The organism is Polycladomyces abyssicola, assembly GCF_018326425.1.
GTDB classification, from domain to species: Bacteria; Bacillota; Bacilli; order Thermoactinomycetales; family JIR-001; genus Polycladomyces; species Polycladomyces abyssicola.
On the sequence record NZ_AP024601.1, the window covers coordinates 3,162,575 to 3,186,897 of the forward strand.

Annotated in this window: 27 protein-coding genes; 9 read left to right on the forward strand and 18 right to left on the reverse strand. The window is 52.3% G+C overall.

The window, feature by feature from the left end; translation table 11 throughout:
- The first annotated feature begins 2 nt into the window (after positions 1-2).
- Together yycI and KI215_RS15655 are read left to right on the forward strand one after the other, a co-directional pair.
- A complete protein-coding gene (gene yycI / locus KI215_RS15650) occupies positions 3-743 on the forward strand; it encodes a two-component system regulatory protein YycI (RefSeq protein ID WP_212773602.1) in 741 nt (246 codons plus the stop codon).
- Positions 744-925: 182 nt separating this feature from the next.
- Positions 926-1,729: an MBL fold metallo-hydrolase gene (locus tag KI215_RS15655; RefSeq protein WP_212773603.1), complete on the forward strand. Its 804-nt coding sequence runs from the start codon at positions 926-928 to the stop codon at positions 1,727-1,729.
- A gap of 10 nt (positions 1,730-1,739) precedes the next feature.
- Here KI215_RS15655 and KI215_RS15660 read toward each other — a convergent pair whose 3' ends face one another.
- Positions 1,740-1,976 carry a hypothetical protein gene (locus KI215_RS15660; RefSeq protein WP_212773604.1) on the reverse strand — a complete coding sequence of 79 codons (237 nt, stop codon included), beginning with the start codon at positions 1,974-1,976 and terminating at the stop codon, positions 1,740-1,742.
- Positions 1,977-2,390: 414 nt separating this feature from the next.
- Between KI215_RS15660 and KI215_RS15665 the strand changes: the two genes are divergently transcribed.
- The 3 genes from KI215_RS15665 to rlmH all read left to right on the forward strand — a co-directional run bounded on the left by KI215_RS15665 (position 2,391) and on the right by rlmH (position 4,462).
- Entirely contained in the window at positions 2,391-3,617 is a 1,227-nt protein-coding gene (locus KI215_RS15665) for a S1C family serine protease (protein WP_212773605.1), read from the forward strand.
- 117 nt (positions 3,618-3,734) lie between these two features.
- Positions 3,735-3,929 carry a CxxH/CxxC protein gene (locus KI215_RS15670; protein ID WP_212773606.1) on the forward strand — a complete coding sequence of 65 codons (195 nt, stop codon included), beginning with the start codon at positions 3,735-3,737 and terminating at the stop codon, positions 3,927-3,929.
- Between the two features lie 53 nt (positions 3,930-3,982).
- The gene (rlmH, locus tag KI215_RS15675) at positions 3,983-4,462 is read left to right on the forward strand and encodes a 23S rRNA (pseudouridine(1915)-N(3))-methyltransferase RlmH (protein WP_212773607.1); all 480 of its coding nucleotides are present in this window, start codon (positions 3,983-3,985) and stop codon (positions 4,460-4,462) included.
- A 21-nt stretch (positions 4,463-4,483) separates the two neighbouring features.
- Here the strand turns inward: rlmH and KI215_RS15680 are convergent, their stop codons facing one another.
- The 11 genes from KI215_RS15680 to KI215_RS15730 form a co-directional block, all read right to left on the reverse strand.
- The gene (locus tag KI215_RS15680; RefSeq protein ID WP_212773608.1) at positions 4,484-5,770 is read right to left on the reverse strand and encodes an adenylosuccinate synthase; all 1,287 of its coding nucleotides are present in this window, start codon (positions 5,768-5,770) and stop codon (positions 4,484-4,486) included.
- A 162-nt stretch (positions 5,771-5,932) separates the two neighbouring features.
- Complete coding sequence (gene dnaB, locus KI215_RS15685; protein WP_212773609.1) at positions 5,933-7,279, reverse strand: replicative DNA helicase; 1,347 nt, start codon at positions 7,277-7,279, stop codon at positions 5,933-5,935.
- Between the two features lie 70 nt (positions 7,280-7,349).
- A complete protein-coding gene (gene rplI / locus KI215_RS15690; RefSeq protein ID WP_212773610.1) occupies positions 7,350-7,796 on the reverse strand; it encodes a 50S ribosomal protein L9 in 447 nt (148 codons plus the stop codon).
- Positions 7,793-9,766: a DHH family phosphoesterase gene (locus tag KI215_RS15695; RefSeq protein ID WP_212773611.1), complete on the reverse strand. Its 1,974-nt coding sequence runs from the start codon at positions 9,764-9,766 to the stop codon at positions 7,793-7,795. Before KI215_RS15695 ends, rplI begins: the two co-directional genes overlap by 4 nt.
- A gap of 289 nt (positions 9,767-10,055) precedes the next feature.
- Positions 10,056-10,955, reverse strand: coding sequence for a DUF2232 domain-containing protein (locus KI215_RS15700; RefSeq protein WP_212773612.1), 900 nt, complete (start codon positions 10,953-10,955; stop codon positions 10,056-10,058).
- Positions 10,956-10,962: 7 nt separating this feature from the next.
- Positions 10,963-11,343 carry a MazG-like family protein gene (locus KI215_RS15705; RefSeq protein WP_246512146.1) on the reverse strand — a complete coding sequence of 127 codons (381 nt, stop codon included), beginning with the start codon at positions 11,341-11,343 and terminating at the stop codon, positions 10,963-10,965.
- Between the two features lie 52 nt (positions 11,344-11,395).
- On the reverse strand, positions 11,396-11,623 hold the full coding sequence (gene rpsR, locus KI215_RS15710; protein WP_205492314.1) for a 30S ribosomal protein S18: 228 nt from the start codon (positions 11,621-11,623) through the stop codon (positions 11,396-11,398).
- Positions 11,624-11,671: 48 nt separating this feature from the next.
- Complete coding sequence (ssb, locus tag KI215_RS15715) at positions 11,672-12,124, reverse strand: single-stranded DNA-binding protein (RefSeq protein ID WP_212773613.1); 453 nt, start codon at positions 12,122-12,124, stop codon at positions 11,672-11,674.
- A 48-nt stretch (positions 12,125-12,172) separates the two neighbouring features.
- Complete coding sequence (rpsF, locus tag KI215_RS15720) at positions 12,173-12,463, reverse strand: 30S ribosomal protein S6 (RefSeq protein ID WP_205492316.1); 291 nt, start codon at positions 12,461-12,463, stop codon at positions 12,173-12,175.
- A gap of 131 nt (positions 12,464-12,594) precedes the next feature.
- Positions 12,595-13,698, reverse strand: a complete 1,104-nt coding sequence (gene ychF / locus KI215_RS15725; protein WP_212773614.1) for a redox-regulated ATPase YchF — start codon at positions 13,696-13,698, stop codon at positions 12,595-12,597.
- A gap of 79 nt (positions 13,699-13,777) precedes the next feature.
- A complete protein-coding gene (locus KI215_RS15730; protein WP_212775246.1) occupies positions 13,778-13,990 on the reverse strand; it encodes a DUF951 domain-containing protein in 213 nt (70 codons plus the stop codon).
- A 535-nt stretch (positions 13,991-14,525) separates the two neighbouring features.
- Here KI215_RS15730 and KI215_RS15735 point away from each other — a divergent pair.
- Complete coding sequence (locus KI215_RS15735) at positions 14,526-15,491, forward strand: hypothetical protein (RefSeq protein ID WP_212773615.1); 966 nt, start codon at positions 14,526-14,528, stop codon at positions 15,489-15,491.
- Positions 15,492-15,506: 15 nt separating this feature from the next.
- Complete coding sequence (locus KI215_RS15740; RefSeq protein WP_212773616.1) at positions 15,507-15,662, forward strand: hypothetical protein; 156 nt, start codon at positions 15,507-15,509, stop codon at positions 15,660-15,662.
- A 135-nt stretch (positions 15,663-15,797) separates the two neighbouring features.
- On the opposite strand, the gene KI215_RS15745 is transcribed toward KI215_RS15740, so the two are convergent.
- Positions 15,798-16,847 carry a YkvI family membrane protein gene (locus tag KI215_RS15745; protein ID WP_212773617.1) on the reverse strand — a complete coding sequence of 350 codons (1,050 nt, stop codon included), beginning with the start codon at positions 16,845-16,847 and terminating at the stop codon, positions 15,798-15,800.
- Between the two features lie 102 nt (positions 16,848-16,949).
- Here KI215_RS15745 and yyaC point away from each other — a divergent pair, with 102 nt between their 5' ends.
- Positions 16,950-17,537 carry a spore protease YyaC gene (yyaC, locus tag KI215_RS15750; protein ID WP_212773618.1) on the forward strand — a complete coding sequence of 196 codons (588 nt, stop codon included), beginning with the start codon at positions 16,950-16,952 and terminating at the stop codon, positions 17,535-17,537.
- A gap of 411 nt (positions 17,538-17,948) precedes the next feature.
- Here yyaC and KI215_RS15755 read toward each other — a convergent pair whose 3' ends face one another.
- The 5 genes from KI215_RS15755 to noc all read right to left on the reverse strand — a co-directional run bounded on the left by KI215_RS15755 (position 17,949) and on the right by noc (position 22,434).
- On the reverse strand, positions 17,949-18,488 hold the full coding sequence (locus KI215_RS15755; protein ID WP_212773619.1) for a DUF4446 family protein: 540 nt from the start codon (positions 18,486-18,488) through the stop codon (positions 17,949-17,951).
- A gap of 60 nt (positions 18,489-18,548) precedes the next feature.
- Positions 18,549-19,691, reverse strand: coding sequence for an aminotransferase class V-fold PLP-dependent enzyme (locus tag KI215_RS15760; RefSeq protein WP_212773620.1), 1,143 nt, complete (start codon positions 19,689-19,691; stop codon positions 18,549-18,551).
- A gap of 213 nt (positions 19,692-19,904) precedes the next feature.
- Positions 19,905-20,762, reverse strand: coding sequence for a ParB/RepB/Spo0J family partition protein (locus KI215_RS15765; RefSeq protein ID WP_212773621.1), 858 nt, complete (start codon positions 20,760-20,762; stop codon positions 19,905-19,907).
- The gene (locus tag KI215_RS15770; RefSeq protein ID WP_212773622.1) at positions 20,752-21,516 is read right to left on the reverse strand and encodes a ParA family protein; all 765 of its coding nucleotides are present in this window, start codon (positions 21,514-21,516) and stop codon (positions 20,752-20,754) included. The genes KI215_RS15765 and KI215_RS15770 overlap by 11 nt, the downstream gene beginning before the upstream one ends.
- Positions 21,517-21,606: 90 nt before the next feature.
- The gene (gene noc / locus KI215_RS15775; RefSeq protein WP_212773623.1) at positions 21,607-22,434 is read right to left on the reverse strand and encodes a nucleoid occlusion protein; all 828 of its coding nucleotides are present in this window, start codon (positions 22,432-22,434) and stop codon (positions 21,607-21,609) included.
- A gap of 575 nt (positions 22,435-23,009) precedes the next feature.
- On the opposite strand from noc, the gene KI215_RS15780 reads away from it, so the two are divergent.
- Positions 23,010-24,188, forward strand: coding sequence for a ParM/StbA family protein (locus KI215_RS15780; RefSeq protein WP_212773624.1), 1,179 nt, complete (start codon positions 23,010-23,012; stop codon positions 24,186-24,188).
- The last annotated feature ends 135 nt before the right edge of the window (positions 24,189-24,323 follow it).

The window sequence follows — 24,323 nt, forward strand, 5'->3', positions numbered from 1 at the left end:
TCATGGATTGGAATCGAGCCAAAACAGTGCTGATACTCGCCTTCCTCTGTCTGAACGCCTTTTTGACCGTTCAGTTGCTGGAAATCCAGCAAGAACGGAGCGAATCGCTGAACGTGGCGCAATCCACGATGAATGACCTGAAGCAATTGATGGCCAACAAGAAGATTCAACTCCGGCGGTCCATCCCTGAAGAACAACCCACCATCCCGCTGTTGGAAGCCCACTTGGAGCAGCCGGGAGACGGATGGAAACGGACGGATGGGGCTTATACCAAACAGTTTTATACCTTTCCGTCAGTATCCCGACCTGACGATTTGAACCGATTACTCGGACGGGAGATCGAAAACTTTTCCACCTATCGCACCGACACGGTGTTGCTGCAATCGGGTAAACGCGTTTATTATCAAACATGGGAAGGATACCCCCTGTTTGAGGGAAAGGTGGAAGCCTATCTGGATAACGGCCGGTTGACCATTCAATGGACGCCGCTGTCCATTCATGCGGAAGATACCCGACAACGGGTGACACCGGCCTATATCGCCCTACTGAATCTGATCGAAAGCGGAAAGATACCCGCGGAAGCCCGCATCCCCATCATCGAGTTGGGATACCACGGGCAGCAATACGATGCGGAATCAATGGTGCTGTCCCCCGTATGGCGCGTGGTGGTTCAGGACAAAAACAAATCTCCCAAAACCTACTACGTCAACGCAATGACGGGGGCCGTCGAATCGCTCGACTAGGGCGATCTCCCAGGTACGAGCGTCTACACTTCCGACTGTGCATCGATCCTGAAAGCGCAGGACACGGGCCATTTCCTGCCCGTGCCTGCGCCTCCCCGCTCCCTTTCGAGGGCGCAGGGGGAGAGAGCCGGAAAACGATGCAGACGACTCGAAAAAACGTAAAAAGTAAAAGGAGAATACATATGCGGTTTAGCATACTGGCCAGCGGGAGCACCGGCAACGCCGTGTATGTGGAAACGGATGAAATCCGTTTGCTGGTAGATGCGGGACTCAGCGGCAAACAACTGGAACAACACCTGAAAACCATCGGTGTAGACCCCGCTTCCATCCAAGCCCTGCTTGTCTCACATGAACACATCGATCATGTGAAAGGGCTGGGGGTGTTTTCCCGTCGATACAACATACCAGTATATATGAATGAACCCACTTGGCAGGCCCTGCCTTCCAGCGTGGGGTCGATCGACGAACGTAACCGTCGCGTGTTCGAAACCGGTACCACATGGGGAATCGGCAACCTGACCATCCACACCTTCCCCGTGTCCCACGATGCCGCCGAACCGGTCGGCTTTCGTTTTGAGCATGCCGGTCACGTGTTGGCCCTGGTGACTGATACCGGATACGTCAACCAGCGCATCAAGGATGTCGTGTCTGGGTCGGACGTCCTGATCTTCGAAAGCAATCACGACGTGGAGATGCTGCGGATGGGCGCATATCCGTGGAATGTGAAACGCCGGATATTGAGTGACGTCGGCCATCTGTCCAACGAAGACGCGGGCGAAGCGTTGGCGGACATCTTGACGGGGAATGGAGAGGACGTATATCTGGCACATTTGAGTCGGGACAACAATCTGACGGAATTGGCCCATATGACAGTGAAGCAAATGTTGGAGGAAGCCGAATTTACCGTCGGGCGTCATGTACGGCTGTGGGAAACCCGTCACGATCAACCCACTCCGCTCCGCCCCGTGTTGAAAAAACGGTCTTAATCTCCCCGGTTCATCTTCCCTCATTCTGTTGCCGGGGAGACAACAACTCCTGATCCAGACGGCAAGTACGTTCAACCAGTTCTTCCCGCGTGATCACCCGTTTGTCAATCAGTTCCTCGATCAATGCCGTAATCAACAGAGAATCATGATAGATCATTTGTTTGACATCAGCCAGCTCCGCCCCCAGGCTCCATTCCGCCCACCGCCGATTCTCCAGCGTAAAAGGCGGTCGTTGCTCGTGAGACATCTCTCATTTCCCTCCTATTCTTCATGGCCAGACCGGTTCTGCCGGCGGATTGTTTCTTCATAAAAACAGGGCCAGCTGCAAACACAGCGGTTGTCGGCTCCTTTTGCCTGTAGTTTCATCATTTTTTCAGTTTATACCTCCGACAACATGGTATAAACTCAATATGACAAAAAAACTACATCTCATCACCCACCGAGCGGGCGCTTCCTAACGCAAGTTCCCGGTTAGTATAATATGATTGCACCATTCGCATAATGAAAACGATCGCGAGAAATCAGTGAGGAGGCGGGGATTTCGTTGGACTTTCGACAATATTCACAGGGCCCAGGTCAGTCGAATGATCCAGAAACATCGTTTCGTCCGCAGTTTTCGTTCAATCCCCCACCCCAAGGCGGGAACAGGTCGTCCGAGTCGATGAACCACGGTGGCGGGCCGCAACCGCCGGAACCACCACCCCCTGCCGGAAACGGTGGATCAGGGAATCGGGGGAACGGGCCGCGGCGGGCATCCATTTGGCTGATCGCCCTTGTGTCCGGGTTGATCGGCGGTTTGCTGGTGTTGTTATTGATGCCGGCTCTGGCGCAAAGCGGCTGGCTGTCTCCGTATGCTGCCAATGACCGGCAATTGCAAAACGTTCCAGGGACACAGAAAAATGTCAGCGTACGCGTCAACTCAGACATCATCAATGCCGCCAAAAAAGTGCGCCCGGCGGTGGTGGGTGTGGTCAACCTGCAAGAAACCGGTGATCCATTCAACCCGGGAACCGTGCAAAAAGGAACGGGATCGGGGATCATCTTCGAAAAAGTCGGCGGCAAGGTGCGCATTATCACCAACAACCATGTGATTGAAGGCGCACAAAAAGTGCAGGTGGTTCTGCCCAAGGACAACGGTGGCGCCAAATTGACGGCCAAGATACTGGGGGCCGATCCGGTCACGGATCTGGCGGTGTTGGAAATTCCGGCACGCGGGATCAAAACCATTGCGACGCTGGGCAATTCCGACACGTTACAACCCGGGGAACCGGCCATTGCGATCGGCAACCCCTTGGGACTCGACTTTTCCCAATCGGTCACCGTGGGGGTTATCAGCTCCACCAAACGCTCGATTCAAGTAAATGAAACGACGGCAATCGACGTGATCCAAACCGACGCGGCCATCAACCCCGGCAACAGCGGGGGCGCCCTCGTCAACGTAGCGGGGCAGGTGATCGGTATCAATACACTGAAAATCGCGGAACAGGGTGTGGAGGGGCTCGGTTTCGCCATTCCGATCAATGAAGCCAAGCCGATCATTCAGGATCTGATCCAACATGGCCGGGTGATTCGCCCTTACCTGGGGATCAGCCTCATGGATTTGGATGCCTTGCCCGAGGAATATTGGGCGGAACTGCAACTGCCCGACGACGTGAAATCGGGCATCCTGATCCGGGATGTACAACCGGGAACACCGGCTGACCAGGCGGGATTGGAACCACACGATGTCATCGTGGCCGTAGATGGCAAACCGGTACGTACCGCTGCGGCATTCCGGAAATACCTCTACACCAACAAAAAGGTGGGCGACACGATCACAGTCACGTACTACCGCGGCAACAGCAAACAGTCGGCTACGGTCCGTTTGTCAGAGCAACCCGCACCGTAATGTCAAACAACCCCTGTCAACCCTGTGTGGCGGCAGGGGTTTTGCATGTGGATACTGTGGATAATGTGGATAACTTCTGGATAACTTGTGGATAAGTATGTCTCGGAGGTGAAACCCTTGCCGGAATCCTCATATCGATTTGCCTGCGAAGCACACATGGATGTGGTGATCGACGGAATCGTCGATGATTTCGCAGTCGCACCCACCATTTTACCTTGGCCGGATCAAACTGTCCGTACGGAATCCCCCGCTGTGTGCCACTGGTGTGGCAAATCGGCCGACTATGTACTGACTTGGACAACAGATTCATAAACACCCTCGACATGAGAGAGAAAGGAACTTTTTGAAGGAGAGGAGCTACATCGGTGAACATTCAAATCATCGCCGTGGGGAAACTGAAAGAACGTTACCTCAAACAAGGGATTGATGAGTATGCCAAACGCCTGTCCGCCTACGCCAAACTGGACATGGTGGAAGTGGCGGAGGAACATGCCCGCGATCCGGTCAGTGAAGCGGAAGCGGAAATCATCAAGAACAAGGAAGGAGAGCGCATTCTGAAACGAATTCATCCCGATGCCTATGTGATTGCGCTGGCCATCGATGGGAAATCGATGTCCTCCGAGCAATTGTCCGCCCATCTCGATCGGTTGGGTACCTACGGAACCAACCGGATCGCTTTCGTCATCGGTGGATCTTACGGGTTATCCGGGGAAGTGCTTCAGCGCGCCGACCTGCTCCTTTCCTTCTCCAAGATGACCTTTCCCCACCAACTCATGCGCTTGATTTTGTTGGAGCAGATTTACCGCGCGTTCAAAATCAGCCGGGGAGAGACGTATCACAAATGAAAAAAGAACGCCCGAAGGCGTTCACGCATAGACGGGTCGCACCTGAATCGTCTGATCCCGATCCGGTCCCACCGAGAAGATAGCCAGCGGAATTCCGGTCAATTGGGTAATCCGTTCCACGTAGTGTTGAGCAGCCAGCGGAAGTTCATGGTAACTGCGCACTTTGGTGATATCCTCTTTCCAGCCAGGCAATTCCTCATAGACCGGTTCGCAATCCTTCAATACTTCCAGATTGGCCGGATAGTTTTCGATGATTTTCCCTTTGTATCGATAGGCCTTACAGATTTTCACTGTTTCCAAACCGGTGAGCACGTCGATCGAATTGAGCGACAGTCCGGTAATGCCGCTGACGCGGCGTGCATGACGGACCACAACACTGTCAAACCAACCCACCCGACGCGGACGCCCGGTGGTGGTTCCGTATTCGCGCCCGATCTCCCGGATGCGATCACCGATCTCATTGTGCAATTCCGTCGGGAACGGGCCGTCACCCACGCGGGTGGTATACGCCTTGGCTACCCCGATCACCTGATGGATCTTGGTCGGACCCACTCCGGAGCCGATGCAAACACCGCCCGCCACAGGGTTGGACGAAGTCACGAAAGGATACGTCCCTTGGTCGATATCCAGCATGACACCTTGTGCCCCTTCAAACAGCACACGACGCCCTTGATCGATCGCATCATTCAATACAACCGATGTATCCGTCACATACGGACGAATCCGATCCGCACAGGCGAGATACCGTTGGTACACCTCATCGAAATCAAAGCCGGTCATATCGTAGAACCGCTCCAGCAAGCGGTTTTTCTCTTCCAAATTCCGTTTCAGCTTCTCGGCAAAAATGTCTTTGTCCAACAGATCGGCTACGCGAATGCCGATCCGCGCCGCTTTGTCCATGTAAGCAGGACCGATCCCTTTACCGGTGGTGCCGATTTTACCCGCACCTTTCCGCGTTTCCTCGGCCTTATCCAATTTGAGATGGTACGGCATGATCACGTGCGCGCGATCGGAGATGCGCAAATTGTCCGTGGACACGCCATTTTGGTGCAGATAATCCAGCTCCTCCACTAACGCTTCGGGATTGAGCACCATTCCGTTACCCAGCACACAAATTTTGTCCGAGTAAAAAATGCCGGAAGGGATCAAGTGCAGTTTGTAACGTTTTCCTCCGAACACAATGGTGTGTCCCGCATTGTTACCGCCTTGGTATCGTGCCACTACTTCGGCTTTCTCAGCGAGGAAATCGGTGATTTTTCCTTTCCCTTCATCTCCCCACTGCGTGCCGACCACGACCACCGTCGACATGGGTCATTCCTCCTTCGCGGCGGTTTCCACCAGTTTTCCGAACACAATACATAGTCTATCCCAATACAAGTCAGAGTGTCAATCTCAAAACCGAACATTCCAATCGCAATAAAAGTAATATATTCGGGGAAATACATACGAACGTAGTAGATGAGCCATATCCTAGATCGACGGCTCGCCGTGGCGCAGATCCAGGCTGAGAAATTTGTTGTAGTTTTTGAGGAACAGCAATTCCACCTTGCCGACGGGGCCGTTCCGTTGTTTACCGATAATGACTTCCAAGATGTTTTTCTTCTCGGAGTCCTCGTTGTAATAATCGTCCCGGTACAAAAACGCCACCACGTCCGCATCCTGCTCGATCGAACCGGATTCCCTGAGGTCGGACAGCATCGGTCGCTTGTCCTGACGCTGTTCCACCGCACGCGACAACTGGGACAGTGCAATAACCGGCACATTCAATTCCCGTGCCATCAACTTGAGAGAGCGGGAGATTTCGGAGATTTCCTGTTGCCGGCTTTCCCCTCCTCGACCGGAGATCAACTGCAAATAGTCGATCAGTACCAGACCCAGTCCATGTTCCGCCTGCAACCGACGCAGTTTGGAACGGATATCGAACACAGTCACCCCAGGCGTATCATCGATGAAGATGGGCGCTTCCGATAATGTGCTGATCGCCATCGTCAGCTTTTCCCAATCCTCCTCCGTCAGATTGCCCGTCCGGAATGCCTGGGCGTCGATATTGCCCTCCGCTGCGAGCATCCGCATCACCAATTGGGGTGCCGACATCTCCAGATTGAAAATAGCGACGGGCAGTTTGGAGCGAATCGCCACATTTTGTGCGAGGTTGAGGGCAAACGCTGTCTTTCCCATACTGGGTCGGGCGGCGATGATGATCAGATCGGACGGTTGCAAACCGGATGTCATCCGGTCTAAATCAGTATATCCGGTGGGAATCCCGGTCAATTCCCCTTTTTTGTAATGCAATTTCTCAATGTGTTCATACGTCTCCATCAGGATGTCGTGGATCGGCACGAATCCATTGCGGTGACGTCTTTGGGAGATGTCCAGGATCTGTTTTTCCGCCTCATCGAGAATCTCGGCCACTTCCGCACCACCGGAATACCCTGCGGAAGCGATCTGCGTCGCCGTCCGAATCAGCCGGCGAAGAATCGATTTTTCCTCCACAATGCGCGAATAGTATTCCACGTTGGCAGATGTGGGCACGACTTCGGCCAGCTCGGTCAGATAGCTGACACCACCCACTTCTTCCAACAGCTTCCGGTCCTGCAGCTCGGATGTGATCGTCACCAGATCGAGCGGTTCTCCCCGTTCCGACAGCTCAATCATCACCTGAAACAGCCGTTGATGCCCCTGTCTGTAAAAATCCTCGGGCCGAAGCCGCTCCGTCACCGTCACCAACGAGGATGGATCAATCAAGATGGCACCCAGAACAGCCTGTTCCGCCTCAAGATTGTGAGGAGGGAGACGGTCTGCAAACAACTCACTCATGTTCCATCATCCTCCAGCCGCTGCCATAAAAAAACGCCCCACCCGCGCGTGGAGCACTGATCGGCACGGTTCATTCTTCCACCACGTGGACGGCCACGGTCGCCGTCACTTCCGGATGCAGTTTCACCGGAACCCGTGTGACGCCGAGCGAACGAATCGGTTCTTCCAGCAGGATCTTTTTCTTATCTACTTTCAGTCCGTGTGCCTGTTTCAATTGTTCACTGATTTGCTTGGAAGTCACGGCACCGAACAGCCGGCCGCCTTCCCCCGCTTTGGCGCGGATGGTGACTTGAAGATCCTTTAATTTTTCAGCCAACGCTTGGGCTTGTTGCCGTTCTTGTTGTTGTCGGGCTTCTTCCCGTCGTTTCTGATCTTTCCAGGCTCTCAGATTGCCCTCGGTCGCTTCCACGGCCAGCTTCCGTGGAAACAGGAAATTGCGCGCATATCCTTCGGAGACTTCCTTGATCTCCCCTTTTTTTCCTTGACCTTTGACATCTTGCTGGAATATGACTTTCATTCAGCGTCGCTCCCTTCTTCGTGCACCTTCTCCAAGATCTTGAGCAAACGCTCGCGCGCTTCCGATATCGTCACGTTTTCCAGTTGAACGGCGGCATTGGTCAAGTGACCGCCGCCACCCATCTCTTCCATGACGACCTGTACATTAATATCTCCCTGCGATCGGGCGCTGATGGCCACTTTACCATCATCCCGTTCGCATACGACGAATGCGGCACGAATCCCGTGCATGTTGAGCAAGGTGTCAGCCGACTGGGCGATTAGAATCTGGTCGTAACGTTCGCCTTCCTCACCCGTTGCAATCGCAATTTTATCGTATACCACTTCCGTATTTTTGACAATCTCCGCCCGTTTGACAAAGCGATCCAAGTCTTCCTTGAGCAATGTCTGCACCATTGCCAGGTCCGCTCCATGCTGCCGGAGGAATGAAGCGGCCTCAAACGTACGTGAGCCAGACCGGAATGCGAAACTTTTGGTGTCGACGACGATACCGGCAAACAGCGCTGTCGCTTCTAGCGTGTCCATGACGGTCCGGTCTTTCTGGTACTGCAGGAGCTCGGTCACCAACTCGCAAGTGGAAGACGCGTAGGGCTCCAAGTAAACCAATACCGGATCTCGCACGAACTCTTCCCCGCGCCGGTGGTGGTCAATCACTACCACTCGCTCCGCTCTGTCCAACAGTCGCGGTTCGATTGCGAGTGAGGGCTTGTGGGTATCCACCAATATGACGAGCGTGGTATCGTTCACCATTTGCAACGCTCGCTCGGGTGTGACGATCCGTTCACGCAGATAATCGTGTTTCTCAATCGCTTCCAACAACCGCTCGATCCCCGGGTTGTGGTCGTCCTCATCCAATACGATGTAACCGGTTCGGTCATTTTGCCGGACTGCGCGCAAGACGCCGATCGCTGCCCCCAAGGCGTCCATGTCCGGCTCGGTATGTCCCATGATCAACACCCGTTCACTGTCGCGGATCAAATTGCCAAGCGCATGCGAAATCACCCGCGCACGGACTCGGGTCCGTTTTTCCACGGCATTGGTCTTGCCGCCGAAAAAGACGATGCGTTCACCATTGTGCACGGCCGCTTGGTCGCCTCCGCGCGCCAGAGCGATATCCAGCGCGGCTTGGGCGTTTTGCGTCCGTTCGATCATCGTGTCGCCCGTGACGGCCAGCCCGATGCTGAGCGTGATGGGGATCTTGTTTTGTCGCGTCTTCTCCCGCACTTCATCCAGAATGTCAAACCGGCTTTTCATCAGTTGATTTAATCCGCGCTGTTCCAAGATGAGCAAAAACCGGTCGGTATCATAACGGCGTAAACTGATGTCGTGCTTGAGCGCCCATCGGGAAATCGCACCTGTCACTTCCGTCAGCAGCAGGGTCCGCTCCTGATCGTTCATACCTTGACCCGCTTCATCGAAGTTGTCGAGATGCATCAACCCGATGACGACCCGTTCCTGTTCGTATCGTTCCTGCAGTCGTGCCAACTCTGTCACGTCGCGGAAATAATAGAGTCTCTCTTTCCGACGGTGGATCACCTCGAACGTCCGGTCGCCGATCTCGACGGTGAAAGGCTCCTCTTCTTTTTTTTCAGCTGACTTGAGGACAGGTAACAACTCGTCCAATGATGTCCCGATCAATTCCTCTTTTTGGATCATGTGTCGTACAAACGGATTGTGCCACTCAATGCGACGTTCGCGGTCATACAGCAAAATACCCACCGGCAAATGATCGATCGCTTCCTGGGTGGCTCCCTTCACCCGTTTCGACAACGTCAACACATACTGTGAAAACTCTTGTCGGAACACACGTTCCGCCCGCACCAACATCAGCGCGATGAAAAAAAAGAGGGTGAGCCCCATTACGCCGTATTCCCAACGGTAGATGGAGAGAAGCGCGATCAAAATCAGGCTGAAACACATGGACAGCACCATGTGTAACCCGTGCCAGCGCTGAGTGATAAATTTCGGCATCGTCACATCCCCTCGACCCGCTCTTCCTGTATGTTCTTAACCTTATTCCGCGCAGTTTGGTTCTATTTTACCAAAAGCGCCGGAAAAGCAAAAAACGGTTTTCAACGCCCTAAAACAAACCGAGTTCAAAGAGCGACGACTCGGAAAGGGCAGGAATGAAATCGCGGGCAACTTCTTCTAAGCGAAGCGCACTTTGCCCGCATCCTGCGCTCCAGGTCGGAGCGGCCATGACCTGCTTCCTTTCAGGGCGCAGTATTAACCCGCAATTCGCTCCTCGCGCTTTTCCGGTTCACTCATCGTTGGCCTTTATTTTTCCGCGTAAATCAAATCCCATATCCATCATGCCGATCAGGTGAATACCCATCAACAAAAGCGGGAACGGAAAGGAAAGGACAGCGAAGGCAACAACCCACCATCGACTCCATCCGCGACGACGAAAGATAAACGCCAAGAAGCTAAAGCCCTGGATCAGGATGAGCAGCGTAAAGACAGGTAATGCCGGAGCCAGTTCACCGATGCCGTACTTGCTCAACAGGGTGAGCAGGATCAGTCCCAGATAGACTACAAAGAAAGACCGGGGAAACCGCCACCGATCAAAAGACGGAAGGGATTTACCCGGCAATCCCCGTTTGACAAGCCACCTTCTGCCAATGAGGAAACTGACTGACACAACACCGAACGTCACAGTGCCCAAGGTTACAGGCAGGAAGAGCGAAAGTGGCAGTTCCGGCATCACGTAGTTGATATCGTATCCCTTCATCAATCGCTCAGTTTCCATCAGTTGTTTTTTCCACTCGGACTGAAACGCTTCTATGATATGGAATGATTGTTCGGCGATTACCAATGTCAATAGCAGGAGCAACACGGACACGACCCAGCCGCCCAGCACGACGTCCACGGCACGCATGCGCGGCCGTCGGTATAGCTCGCCCATTACGATCCCCGTAGCCATACCGAACAGCGCCAGCGAAAGCACAACCGGATGAAAAAGCAGTAAAAGAAGCAATCCCAACACTGACGCAAATCCAACTGTGAAATTCCACGAGCGTTTGGCGGTGTGAATGAAAAATGGAAGGGGAAAAAGCCAGATGGTGAAAAAAGAGAACGGGGTAAAGAGCGAGGCGAACAGCAGGATGAATGCCGCGCATAACCAAAACCCGTCCCGTACCCGATCAGTTGGTCCCGTCAAAACCGCGTCACCTCTTGTTGATATAGTCGTCCAGTGCGGAAAGATCCCCGTACCATTCTTCCAATTGATGTCCTTCACGAATGTGCTCGCGCAATTTATGTATGACAACCTGATCGATTTCCCTGTATGAGTAGCCCAAACGGCGCGCCATGACATATGTCGCCATAACCAGACTGGCCAGACTGTCAAGGATGATGTGCTGATTGGCATGATGCAACCCTTTGAACAGATTGGCCTGCTGATCCAGCATCTCCGTCTTCAACCAATCGATCACTTTCACACTTTTGGCAATCTGTACATGTTGCTCCGGCCGGCTCATGGCAAACACTCCTTTGGGAACTTTGAGGAGTGATTTCAACATGCCACGCGCCTTTTCCTGCTTTTCCATCCTTCTCCACCGCCTGATGCAAAAAAACAGGGGCTATTGCGCCCCTGTCGCATTAGTCGGTCGTGTACGGCAACAACGCCATTTGGCGGGCTCGTTTGATCGCACGGGTCAATTGCCGTTGGTATTTGGAAGAAGTTCCAGTTACCCGACGCGGCAGGATTTTCCCGCGCTCGCTGATGAACTTCTTCAGCAGGTCCACGTCTTTATAATCGATGTAATCGATCTTGTTCACCGTAAAGTAACATACTTTGCGGCGTTTGTGTCCACGACGGCGAGCCATGTTCCATCCTCCTTTCGCGTAAGCGGGATTTCAAAAAACGATTCCGTATCAGAAGGGCAGATCGTCGTCAGAGATATCGATCGGCTTTCCATCATCCGCAAACGGGTCGTCGAAATCGTTGTTGCTCTTCGGCGAGAAGCGCTGGGAATCCCCCTCCATGCCGGGATTCCGGGACGCACCTCCTGCCGGTTCGAGGAAACGGACATCGTCAGCTACCACTTCCGTCACCCAAACCCTGCGTCCTTCATTATTCTCGTAACTGCGGACTTGCAAACGACCGTCCACCCCGACCAGGCGGCCTTTTTTCAGGTAGTTGGCGCAGTTCTCCGCCAACTGGCGCCATGTGACAATCGGGATGAAGTCAGTCTCCCGTTCCCCTTGCTGATTGGTGAACCGACGGTCCACAGCGATGGTGAAGGAAGCCACAGCGACACCGCTCGGCGTGTAACGGAGTTCGGGATCCCGGGTCAACCGACCGATCAGAACCACCCGATTCAGCATGTAACAACTCTCCTTTGTTCGCCGATTCCTCTCTCAAACGACCTACCCTTATTTCTCTTCCAGGTTGATGATCATGTGGCGGATCACATTGTCGTTGATCTTGATGGTGCGATCCAGTTCATTGACGACTTCCGGGGTGGCGTTGAACGTCACCACGGTGTACACGCCGTCACGGAACTTCTTGATCTCATAGGCAAGACGACGTTTGCCCATTTCGTTCACTTCGATGATTTCACCGCCGTTGTTGGTGATCACCGAATGCACCTTTTCCCGCGTTGCGCGAAGGTTCTCATCGTCCAGATCCGGACGCACGATGTACATCAGCTCGTATTTCCGCATCCTTTACACCTCCTTTTGGACTTTGACGGTCCCTGCCCGTCGGCAGGAACAAGGAGTGGATATACACAAAACCACAATTCTACATTCTAACAGAATCTATGGATGGTGGCAAGAAGTCCTGTCCAAACGATTTATACATTAAACCGGAAATGCATGATATCACCGTCACGTACGACGTAATCCTTGCCTTCCAGTCGCAACAACCCTTTTTCCCGAGCCGCCGCGAGTGAACCTGCCGCCATCAGGTCCTCATAGCCAATCACCTCGGCGCGGATGAAACCCCGTTCAAAATCGCTGTGAATGACACCGGCTGCCTGCGGTGCTTTGGTTCCGCGGCGAATCGTCCAGGCCCGCACCTCTTTTTCTCCTGCGGTGAAATAGGTGATCAGTCCCAACAATTGATACGCGGCCGCCACCAACCGATCAAGCCCGGATTGCTCCAAACCCAACTCCGCAAGGAATTGCCGACGTTCCTCCCCTTCCAACTCGGCAATCTCCGCTTCCAGCTGGGCACTGATCGGGACCACCTCAGCCCCTTCTCCGTCCGCGATCCGTTTCACTTCCTGCACATACGGATTGGACCACGGATCAGCCGCATCCTCTTCCCCCACATTGGCGGCATACAGCACTTTTTTTGCCGTCAACAAATTGAGCGTTCCCTTAATCGCCTCCCGCTCCTCATCGGACAGCTCCACCTGGCGCGCAGGAATTCCCTCCGTCAGGGCTTCCTTCAGCTTGGTCAATGCCGCATGTTGCAACGTGGCCATCTTGTCCCCGCTTTTTTTCTGCCGGCTGACACGCTCCAACCGGCGCTCCACCGACTCCAGATCGGCAAGGATCAACTCCAGATTGATCGTTTCGATGTCGCTGGCCGGATCCACTTTGCCCGCCACATGGGTGATGTTTTCATCCTCGAAACAGCGGACGACGTGAATGATCGCGTCCACTTCGCGAATGTGGGACAAAAACTGGTTTCCCAATCCTTCACCCTTGCTGGCCCCCTTCACCAAACCAGCGATGTCCGTAAACTGAAAGTGTGTCGGTACCACCCGCTGGGGCTTCACCATCTCGGCCAGACGGTCCAGCCGTTCGTCCGGCACGTCCACTACGCCCACATTGGGATCGATTGTACAAAACGGGTAGTTGGCCGATTCGGCCCCCGCCCGTGTGATGGCGTTAAACAGTGTCGATTTCCCCACATTGGGCAAGCCTACAATCCCCGTCGTCAATGGCATACTGTCATCTCCCCCTGATCGGGATCAAATCGCTCCCATCTTTCGTTCACATGAAAATCCGCCTTTTCAGGCGGAACGTTCATTCCTTGCTTTCTTGTTCGGCTGCTTGTATCAGCACTTTTTTCATTTTCTTTTCAAACTGCGACCGGGGCAAGAGCACGCTGTGGCCGCAACCGGTACACTTGATCCGAATATCCATCCCCATGCGAATCACTTTCCACGCATTGGTTCCGCACGGGTGGGGTTTTTTCATCTCTACGATGTCCCCCAAAGCGAACTCTTTCCGTTGCAACACCATCCATCACGCTCCTGCTCATAGCCTGTCGGCTCGGTCATCTGCTCGTATTCCAGTATAACCGATCTGATCAATCCTGCAACAAAACAGATCCCCCAAAAGCTCACCTGGGAAAGTATTTGCTCCTTCACGGATTTACCAGACGCGCTCAAGCAGCTGGATATGTGAAATGATTCCCGAAATATGAAGCCACTCTTGTTCGAAGTCATATTCTGGTCCAAAAGGTTGTATCAGACTGAGACTCTCCGGCCCGGGTTTGGACGGGAAGCAGATTTCACTTTTCGTATTTGGCGCACCCAAGATTTCGTTGGAAGAACACGTCTGTAGAATATGAAAAAACCGGTCAACGACCGGATTTCTCTGCGTGGATGCTACAATTTAGAAATGATAGAATATTAAAAGGAGATTCCCCATTTCAATCATGATCAATCATGGGCGAACCTCTTGTTTTTTGCGTATAGGATCCGGCTCATGATCCGCAGATTGGGTAGAATTTGGCAGCCGTCGGGAAGGAAAAAAGGGGAAGTGGTGCATGAAACGGAAAAGCCTTAAAGTGCCGGCGGAGATTACCTTCATCGCCGTTTTTGCATTCCTGATCAACTTGTGGACGGAAAATGATTCCCAAACACTGTACGATCGGTATTTTGCCTTCATCTTTAAATGGAAACTGCCAATCATCATCGTGGCACTGCTGTTTTCGTCTGTTTATATCTATTTTCGCGAGCAAATCCGCGAATATAAGGAGGATTTGGCAGACAACGCCCGCATGTTGCTGCAGGCCTATGACGAGCTGAAGGATTTCAAATGGCGGGCGCGTCTGTTGCATGCCATGAAACGGTTCACCCGTAACGAACCGTACGTGCTCGCCGTCCAGTTGTACGAATACACCGTCAAGCGGGAAAGGCGGAAAGTGGTCTTCAAAATCAACCACTTGGACGGTTATGTATGGGAAAACATCGACCTCAATGCGATGGTGCAGGCATACTATGAGGTGGACACGCGGTTGTTCCAGCAATTTGAGCAGGCGGTACGGGCATTTGAAGTAGACCGTTTTGATCCGCTGTTGGATTTTATCCAGCAGTATCAACCGGAGATTGAAGGAAAGGATGGCATCGACGATCGCACGGCCATCCGGTATGCATTCGTCCAGCTCGCACTCGACCTCCTGGAGACCAAAATCAATTTCGATCTGTTTATCGATCCCGAAACCAGAAGGAAAATCAACACCCGAAAGCGAACCGGTATTTTACGGGGTATCATGATGAAAGACCGGTTTTACACGTTTTTGCATGATGGGAATAGCGACAAGCAGGGACGAGTATATTTAACCAAAACCATCCGCATCAAAGGCGGGAATTATGTTTTCTTGCTCACACTGAGCCCGGACATCCTGGCAGAGGAAAACCACTCCGAGCACTTCGAAAAGCTGTCACATGCATTTGCCCAGGAGATGCACCAAGCGGAGCAAATCACGTATAATAATGGTGAGAGCGATTAAAAGGGGGACAAGCGCATGGAGCGCGGCGAGCTGGACAAACAGCGGGAGCAGATGATTGTCGAGCGGCTCAAACGGATGGGAATCAAGGTGGAACCAAAGGGCAACAAAAAAAGAACCCCCGATTTTTCCGCAATCATCGGCCACCCTCAGCCGCAATGGGTAATCAAGTGAGTATGGGTTCGATGGATCGGCTTGATCGATTGCAAGGACTGATACATATTACCGAAACCCTACGGAACGGGACCGTATTCCTGTGCCCCATGGCAGAAGGAACCGGTCTTTTTTTGTTTCCGGCACCCGTCGGCATCAAATCAACCGTTGCCGGATCGGATGCAACAGCAATATCATTAAAATAAACAGATTCAATACACCATACAAAGGATACAAAATGTGGATCAAGGCGGCAAAACCCAGGCGGCTGAGCGGGATCATCACGATTAAGACCATCGCCCCGATCATCCAGCGGGGCAACGGAAGCCGATCGGACAAGCGAGAGATTAAACCATGCACATTGCTGACGGCGGTTGTGAAAATGGCCAGCCACAGCACCAGGGAAACCACTCCCATCCACCATGGGGAATAGTGGCGCATCAAGGCAAACAGGGGAATATCATACTGAGGGACCAAATGCGCCACTTGAAGCAGAGCCATATTGTACAGATACGCCACTGCTCCCAGGCAAACCGAACTAATGACAGCAGCGAGCCAAATTTCCGATGAGCGGCGAATTTCCGACCCCAACGTGGATAATACCGCCAACAATGAAATGATGTTAAACGCCGCATAGGTAATCGCCGACGACCATAACGGGGTTTGGTGAGTAATGGTGGACAGATGCCAAACCGACACCGGCTCCTTGGCATCGGTTTGCAGAAAGTGACTGCACACCAACAGCAAGATAAGGGTCAAAACCGGCATCAGTAGCGCATTGACCGTCATCACCCCTCGCAGATCAAACAACAGCACCAAAAAAACGGCTGTACACAGCACCAATCCGCCAAGTATGTAAGATCCGTTCCATTGCTCAAACGTCGCACCACTCCCCGCCACCATCACCAATGTCCCAGTCAACAAAAACAACAGAATCACCCCGTCAAAAAAACGGGCTAGCCGGCCATCCATCAATTGCATCAACATTTCCGAGTAATGCTGGGTCCGGCGATACCAACAGATTTGAAGCATCGTTACAGTGGCCAAAAAAAACAATACCATGGACAATACGATCCCCCACCTGCTGTTATCACCGTAAGCGCCGAAAAATTCCCATATTTCTCGACCCGACGCAAAACCCGCGCCAATCGTCGTACCTACAATGGTCATGCTGATTTTGACTGAGCGCCAAACAGATGCCCACACACCAATCGCCTCCCAGGCTTGTCGCGGGTTGTCCCTATATGTATATTTCAACCTTCTAATCCGTATACTGGTAAGGATCAAAAATATCGGAGGTCGACTGCCATGCGCGAGCTGGTTCCCAGACCCGGATCACCTTACTCCTATCCGTATCGCGTACAGTACACACAGCCTTATGCCGCACAGGAATGCGCTGAGCGGTTGCATCAAGTCCTGCGCACAAGCGGATCATTCACCCATTTGGCTTGCGTTTGTATTGGAACCGACCGATCCACCGGGGATGCGCTCGGTCCGCTGGTCGGAACGTTATTAGAGAAACACGCACCACCTTCCCTGCATATTTTCGGTACATTGGACGAGCCTGTTCATGCCGTCAATCTGCGTTCCACACTGTACCGCATCCATCAGGAGCTGCATCATCCGTTCATCATCGCCGTGGACGCCTGTTTGGGACAATTGAAAAGTGTCGGATGGATTCAATTGGGTTTGGGACCGTTAAAGCCTGGTGCAGGAGTGAACAAAAATCTTCCCGAAGTAGGCCAAGTGCATGTTACGGGAATAGTCAATGTAGCTGGATTTATGGAATATTTCGTTTTACAAAACACTCGATTGGGTGTCGTCATGAAAATGGCGGAAGTGATCGCCGATGCAGTACAGTTGGCCGTGCGTCAATACCACACCTTGCCTCGTTGAACCCAAATGGAATAATATTGGGCCGGCTCTGTCAACGAAATTGTGGACTGTCTCATCCATCACCATCTGGGCCTCAATCATCAAAAAGAGAAACATATATGAGACTGCTGACAAAGTGTTGAACCACTCGCGCTTCCGGGTGCGCCATTTTCCCTCTCGCTCCTGTTTCGCTAGCTCAAAGGTCGCTCGTGGGAAAACGGCTACCCTCTAATCGGGTAGCGGGTCCGAATTTCCCGTCGAGCGACTCTAGCTGTTAGTACGGAGCGGAGACGGGGAATCGGAGCCCGCGGACTATGTCAATAACCTGATATATACGCTTTGGCCCGTCATGTGGTTCGTGATTTGGAACTGTTGTTAAAAAACCATCTGTACCCTTCACCAGACGGGTACAGATGGTTTTTCCTTTGATCCTCATTTTCCATCGTTGACTTTTTTTCCTGTTAACACAGTGGTGTCTCCATCTTGATTTCCATTGAGCGCACGATGGATTGCTTGTCGCTCTTCGGAAGAAAGTGGATAAGAGGACTCCCCTTCTACGATCGGCTTCGCGTAAATATAGGACGGATTATGACGGTTGAATAAACTGCTGATCACCACACCGTTTCCCTGTTCATCCAACATGGCCAACGAAAAGCTCATGTCGGTCGCACTCTCTCCTATGGCATTATAACGTACCAATCCCATACGTCCCTTGAGAGAAGCGAGTGTCTGATCGATCCGTTTGAGATAGAGCAGCAACTGTTCCGCATCCATCTCACCGGATTCCAACAGGCCAGAAATAGAATCGGTCTGTTGGAAATAACGGGACAGTTTACGCCATCTGCGCTTTTGAAGTGACAAACGAATCCATCCTATCAACAATAAAAGGAACAATACCACTTGTCCAATCAATACACCCATGATCCATGTGGCAGGATCCTGATGAATCCACCCGATCCAACGTTCCAGCATGGTGAAATCCTCCTGTCATTCCCTTTCCATTTCTCAAGAAAAATCATCGTTGATGCTCATTTACAACAACACCTCTCGGATCTCCCGAAGTGCCGCCAGCAGGTCATCGATCTCCTTCTCACAGTTGAAGTATCCTGGGCTGACACGGACCGTTCCGGTTTTATCCGTTCCCAAACTGCGGTGTGCCAATGCCGCACAATGAAATCCCGCACGGACGGCGATTTCGAAATGTTGATCCAAGATACCAGCCACCGTCAAACTGTCCACCCCTTCCAAATTGAAGGAGGTAACCGGTAATGAGGAATCTTCCGGGCCGTATACCCTGACCCCGTCCATTTCTTGTAAGCCCGACCGCAATCGATCGTTCAAGGCCATCTCCTTGCGGTGAATGGTGTCCAAGCCGGTTTGGGTGACAAAACGTACCCCGGCCTCCAATCCGGCGATCCCGGGTGTGTTAGGCGTTCCGCTCTCAAATCCGTCCGGACGGGCTGAAGGGTGATCCAACGATTCGGAACGACTGCCTGTCCCGCCCTGAATCCAAGGTTCCAACTTGACATCGGGATGCACGTACAAACCCCCCGTTCCCTGCGGCCCAAACAATCCCTTATGGCCGGGAAAAGCCAACAGATCGATGTTCATCGTTTCCACGTCGATGGGCAGCACACCCGCTGTTTGTGCTGCATCCACCAAAAGAAGCACGCCGTGTTTGGCGGCAATGGCACCGATCTCTTCGATGGGCAGGACGGCGCCGGTCACATTGGAGCCATGTGTCATCGCGATCAAACGCGTATCCGGTGTCAATGCTTCTTCCACCGCAAGCGGATCCACCGTTCCCTGTGGGGAGGGTGGCACGACTGTGACACGTATCCCACATTCCTTTTTCAGCGTCTCCAACGGACGCGCCATCGCGTTATGCTCCCAGGGGGAGATCACCACATGATCCCCCGGTTGAAGCAAACCTTTTAGCGCTTGATTGATCGCTTGCGTCGCATTTGCGTAAAAAAACAGGTTCTGCGGGTCCCGAATCCCAAACAAATCAGCTAAGGATCGGCGGGCTTTGGCCAACACTTCTCCCGCCTGTACCGACAGCCGGTGCCCCCCTCTGCCGGGATTGGCACCCAGCATATCGATGCAATCTTTTACCGCCTGCGAAACCCCTTCAGGTTTCGGCCAAGTCGTGGCGGCGTTATCCAGATAAATCATTTCCCACCACTCCCACTGCCGATGACCCCTCATTTCATTATACAATGACTGGTCAAAAGTCGGTTCCCGCTCTGCTTGATATCCGCCATTGTAGGTTGTATCCAGTCCATCTTTAGAACCGGAAATCCGCTACCTCACGCCGCCTGGATGACCTTTTTAAGGTTACCCGCAGATAACGAATAGCTCCTACTCTCTAGGGACCATCACCCTGATTCAATCTTCCCATGATTCGCCTTGCAGGAATTCGATCAGTCGCTCCAGCTCCCGTTCCGAATAATATTCAATCTCGATTTTACCCTTCCGTTTCCCCTGCCGGATCCGAACGGGCGTGTTCAACGATTCCCGTAACAGTTCCTCATAACGCTTGTACGGGGATTGGAACTCTGGTTTTTCTTTTTTCTTTTTCGGCTTTACCTGTTGAACGTTTTGCACCCATTCTTCCAGCTGTCGTACACTGGCCCCTTCCTTTTTCACCTTTTCGGCCAGTTTTTTCTGCAGATCCCTGTCTTTCAAACCCAACAAAGCCCGTGCGTGACCCATGGACAATGTTCCACGTGAAACATCCTCTTGAATCTCAGGTGGCAATTGCAACAGCCGCAGGAAGTTGGTCACGTGCGGACGGCTTTTCCCTACCCTGGCTGCCAGTTCTTCCTGTGTCAGTGAAAAATGAGTCATCAATTTCTGATATGCCATTGCCACTTCCAGGGGATTCAAATCCTCCCGCTGTAAGTTCTCGATCAGAGCGATCTCCATCATCCGATCATCAGAAAACTCGCGGACCACCACGGGAACTTTGCTTAATCCTGCTTCTTTCGCTGCACGAAAACGCCGTTCGCCCGCTACGATTTCATACCCTCGAATGCTTTTGCGCACGACAATCGGTTGAACGATGCCGTGCTCCTTAATCGAGGAAACCAACTCCTGCAATGCTTCGGGATCAAAATGTTTGCGCGGTTGATAGGGATTGGGTCGCAACTCCTCCAACGGCACTTCATTGACCGCATCGGATTCCTGGACATCAATGTCCGGTAATAGCGCTCCCAACCCCTTTCCCAAACGTTTACCGCTCACGTCCGATCACTTCCTTTGCCAACTGAATGTAACACTCCGCCCCTTTGGAGCGTGGATCGTATGTAACGATCGGTTTCCCGTGACTGGGTGCTTCACTTACCCGCACATTACGCGGGATGACCACATTATACACTTTATGCTGAAAATATTTCTTCACTTCTTCCATCACTTGAACGGATAAATTGGTTCGACTGTCAAACATCGTCAGCAACACCCCTTCGATCTCCAAATGCTTGTTCAGGTGTTTCTGAACGATGCGGATCGTGTTAAGCAGTTGCCCCAATCCTTCCAATGCGTAATATTCGCATTGGATCGGGATCAGTACAGAATCGGCGGCCGTCAGGGAATTGACCGTTAAAACCCCGAGAGACGGCGGACAGTCGATCAACAGATAATCATATTGCTCCCGCACTTGCTGCAATGCCCGTTTCAAACGCAGCTCTCGCGAGATCACTTGTACCAGCTCGATTTCCGCACCGGCCAACTGAATCGTGGCCGGCAACACATGTAGTCCTTTGATCGCGGTGGAGCGGATCACATCAGCCGGTGGGACATCATTGATCAACACGTCGTAGATGCAATGCTTGACATCGGCTTTATTGATCCCCAACCCGCTGGTTGTATTTCCCTGCGGATCAATATCAATGATCAACACTCGTTTTCCTGCCATTGCCAGCCCCGCACCCAGGTTGATCGATGTCGTCGTCTTACCGACTCCCCCTTTTTGGTTGGCTATCGCGATGATTCTCCCCATGGTTTCACCTCTTTTTGCGCCGTTGTACTCATCGCGCTGGTTCCTTCCTCTTTTATGTAACACCCTTTCTTTCCCGTGATCAAGTGAACTTTACTTCCGTCCTCCCTTGGGAATTCGAATTACCAACTCGTAGTAATGCTCGGTGTCGTTCTCGTCGGCCAGGACGGTCATCCCGGTTTGCTTGACCATATCCAACGATTGACGAATGGTGTTCAGTGCAATCCGTACATCCCGTGATACGGCCCGTTTGCGGGGTTTTTTGGGGGGATTCTCCTTTTCCAACAACTTTTTCACACGCTCTTCCGTTTGCTTGACATTCCATTCTTTTTCGATGATCTCCTGCAACAAACGAACCTGCATTTCTTCATCCCGCAATGCCAACAGCGCACGGGCATGCCGTTCGGTTACCTTTCTCTTGAGCAACGCATCTTTCACTTGTTCCGGCAACTGCAACAGGCGCAATTTATTGGCGATTGTGGACTGCCCTTTCCCCAAACGCTGTGCCAGACTTTCCTGTGTGAGGCCATGCAGCTCAATCAACTTTTGATAGGCCATCGCCTCCTCGATCACCGTCAACCCTTCCCGTTGCAGGTTTTCGATGAGAGATACCGATGCCGCCTGTGCATCGCTCATCTCCCTGACGATGGCGGGGATTGTCCGCATGCCCAGCTTTTTCACCGCCCGCCAACGGCGTTCCCCGGCGATCAGCTCATAACCGTTTTTGATCCGCCGGACCACTACGGGTTGAATCACCCCGTGGGTTTGAATGGTTTGGCACAACTCGTCGATCCTTTCGTCGTCAAAAATCGCACGCGGTTGATACGGACTGGGATGAATCGTATTAACGGGAATTTGTTTGACTTCTTCCTGTTCCTCTTTGTCTACCAAACCGAACAAGCGAGAGAAAGGATCTCTCATTTCGTTGAACACCACCTAGATTCAACTCATAAACTTGCCGAAGGGCTACTATCTTTGTATTCGAGATCCAACGCCGTCCCCCTGCTTGACAAATCCCGATTGATTTCGATGGATCCTTTTCTCGGAGTGGCGGACTTTTGGGTGTGATTTCCTGGATGAGCGAAGAACTGAAAAAACCCGTGAGCAATTCCCTCTGGGGCGTGTCTGGTGAAGTCTGTTCACATTGCTTTCCCGACTTGCTCCACCTTCGCTCTGCAGGAAAAGCAGATGATGACTACTCCGACCCGGTCAGCGCTGGACGCGGGCAAAGTACGCTTCACTTAGAGGGAATTGCCCGGGATTTCAATCCAGCACATCCCGAGTCTTCGCTAGCCTGGGAAAACATTGCCCCCTTACGGAATGGTCAGACACACAGGGAATGCCATGGGTTCGTGACCGAATGTTTCACGTGGAACATTCCGAAAATACACGCGATCTCATTCATTGATTTGTCTTCAAACTCAGTTGACCCTCGTCTATCCTGATTGATAGAATCGATTATAGGAATTTTTCTTTCTATTATGGGAGGAGACCTTATGAGCACACCGGTATATATCGGGAATGACCAGGGTTATTACGGCACCAAAGTAGTGAGTCGGCAAGGAGACAAGTTCTACAAACTCTTTATCCGCAACATGGTGGTACCCAACCGGGTCGGGGAAATTACATACAACAACGATCCACATAACATCATTTATCGCGAAAAAGACGGAGACCGGGAGTGGTTCTGCGGTAAATTGGCCATCGAACAATCTGGCGATGACGAATTGTTTGACTCACATGAACGGCGTTTGTTCAGTCCGACCTGGTTCCGTGAAAAAGAATACCTGATTATGTTCCGTGTCAGCACAGGGTTGATGTTGCAAGGGAGCACGGAGCCAATCATCTCGGTAGCTCTGCCCACCGACAGCTATATCGACTACAAAGAGGAATTGAAACGCCGTTTGATTGGCAAACACAGTTTTGAAATTAAGCAAGGGAATCTCCCCTTCCGTCGGATCGAATTTGAAGTGAAACGGGAAAACCTCTACGTGATCAGCCAGCCGATGGCGACGCTGTTCCACATCGCATTGGACCGTGACGGTCAACTGCTGAACGAGGATCTTTTCATCCAAAAAGTGAGCATCAACGACCTCGGATTCGGCACTTCGGACATTGAAACCCTGCATGGCGAAACGATCATCAAACGCCAAAGCTTCACTTCCCGTCATGCGATGTTGAACGTGTATCACCTGTTGTCTAAACGCCTTCTTGAGTTTACCCGTGACGTGGACCCGGATGGCAACGGTAAAGAGTACCCGATCTGGAGCCTGAACCGGGTGATCCGATCCGGGGAAATCAGCTTCAAAGGAAAAGTGTACGACGTCTCCGAAATTGTACAAAAATGCATTTCCGAAGTGGGGAACGCACTGGTAGACGAAGTATGGCACCGTCTGGATTACGGTGACGACATTACCTACATCATCCTGACCGGTGGTGCCTCCATCCCCTTCAAACCGTTTTACCGCGAACGTTTTGGAGACAAATTGATTTTTGCCCAGGACTACGGAATCGAAGCACAGTTTGCCAACGCTTTCGGACTGTGCAAGTTCTCGCAATCCAAATCGCGTACCGTCCCGACCGAAAACATCCAAGAAGCCGCCGCCACCATTCAGGAAGAATTTACGGTGCCGGCCTCCGTTCATGAACAGTTGTCCCACGACGACAACGATTAATCTCTCCAAACCCATTTCGCCACCCCCAGGGATACCTGGGGGATTGGCTGTTTCTTCTACGTTTCAACCGCAAGTAAATGTCGAAAAAAACCGTCGAACTGATGTCGGATCGGTGAGAATGAACTGATGGATTGG

Coding starts and splice junctions, on each gene's coding strand:
- yycI (WP_212773602.1), top strand. CDS start 3: ATGGATTGGAATCGAGCCAAAACAGTGCTGATACTCGCCTTCCTCTGT.
- KI215_RS15655 (WP_212773603.1), top strand. CDS start 926: ATGCGGTTTAGCATACTGGCCAGCGGGAGCACCGGCAACGCCGTGTAT.
- KI215_RS15660 (WP_212773604.1), bottom strand. CDS start 1,976: ATGTCTCACGAGCAACGACCGCCTTTTACGCTGGAGAATCGGCGGTGG.
- KI215_RS15665 (WP_212773605.1), top strand. CDS start 2,391: ATGAACCACGGTGGCGGGCCGCAACCGCCGGAACCACCACCCCCTGCC.
- KI215_RS15680 (WP_212773608.1), bottom strand. CDS start 5,770: ATGTCGACGGTGGTCGTGGTCGGCACGCAGTGGGGAGATGAAGGGAAA.
- dnaB (WP_212773609.1), bottom strand. CDS start 7,279: ATGAGTGAGTTGTTTGCAGACCGTCTCCCTCCTCACAATCTTGAGGCG.
- rplI (WP_212773610.1), bottom strand. CDS start 7,796: ATGAAAGTCATATTCCAGCAAGATGTCAAAGGTCAAGGAAAAAAAGGG.
- KI215_RS15695 (WP_212773611.1), bottom strand. CDS start 9,766: ATGCCGAAATTTATCACTCAGCGCTGGCACGGGTTACACATGGTGCTG.
- KI215_RS15705 (WP_246512146.1), bottom strand. CDS start 11,343: ATGGAAAAGCAGGAAAAGGCGCGTGGCATGTTGAAATCACTCCTCAAA.
- rpsR (WP_205492314.1), bottom strand. CDS start 11,623: ATGGCTCGCCGTCGTGGACACAAACGCCGCAAAGTATGTTACTTTACG.
- ssb (WP_212773613.1), bottom strand. CDS start 12,124: ATGCTGAATCGGGTGGTTCTGATCGGTCGGTTGACCCGGGATCCCGAA.
- rpsF (WP_205492316.1), bottom strand. CDS start 12,463: ATGCGGAAATACGAGCTGATGTACATCGTGCGTCCGGATCTGGACGAT.
- ychF (WP_212773614.1), bottom strand. CDS start 13,698: ATGCCATTGACGACGGGGATTGTAGGCTTGCCCAATGTGGGGAAATCG.
- KI215_RS15735 (WP_212773615.1), top strand. CDS start 14,526: ATGAAACGGAAAAGCCTTAAAGTGCCGGCGGAGATTACCTTCATCGCC.
- KI215_RS15740 (WP_212773616.1), top strand. CDS start 15,507: ATGGAGCGCGGCGAGCTGGACAAACAGCGGGAGCAGATGATTGTCGAG.
- yyaC (WP_212773618.1), top strand. CDS start 16,950: ATGCGCGAGCTGGTTCCCAGACCCGGATCACCTTACTCCTATCCGTAT.
- KI215_RS15755 (WP_212773619.1), bottom strand. CDS start 18,488: ATGCTGGAACGTTGGATCGGGTGGATTCATCAGGATCCTGCCACATGG.
- KI215_RS15760 (WP_212773620.1), bottom strand. CDS start 19,691: ATGATTTATCTGGATAACGCCGCCACGACTTGGCCGAAACCTGAAGGG.
- KI215_RS15770 (WP_212773622.1), bottom strand. CDS start 21,516: ATGGGGAGAATCATCGCGATAGCCAACCAAAAAGGGGGAGTCGGTAAG.
- noc (WP_212773623.1), bottom strand. CDS start 22,434: ATGAGAGATCCTTTCTCTCGCTTGTTCGGTTTGGTAGACAAAGAGGAA.
- KI215_RS15780 (WP_212773624.1), top strand. CDS start 23,010: ATGAGCACACCGGTATATATCGGGAATGACCAGGGTTATTACGGCACC.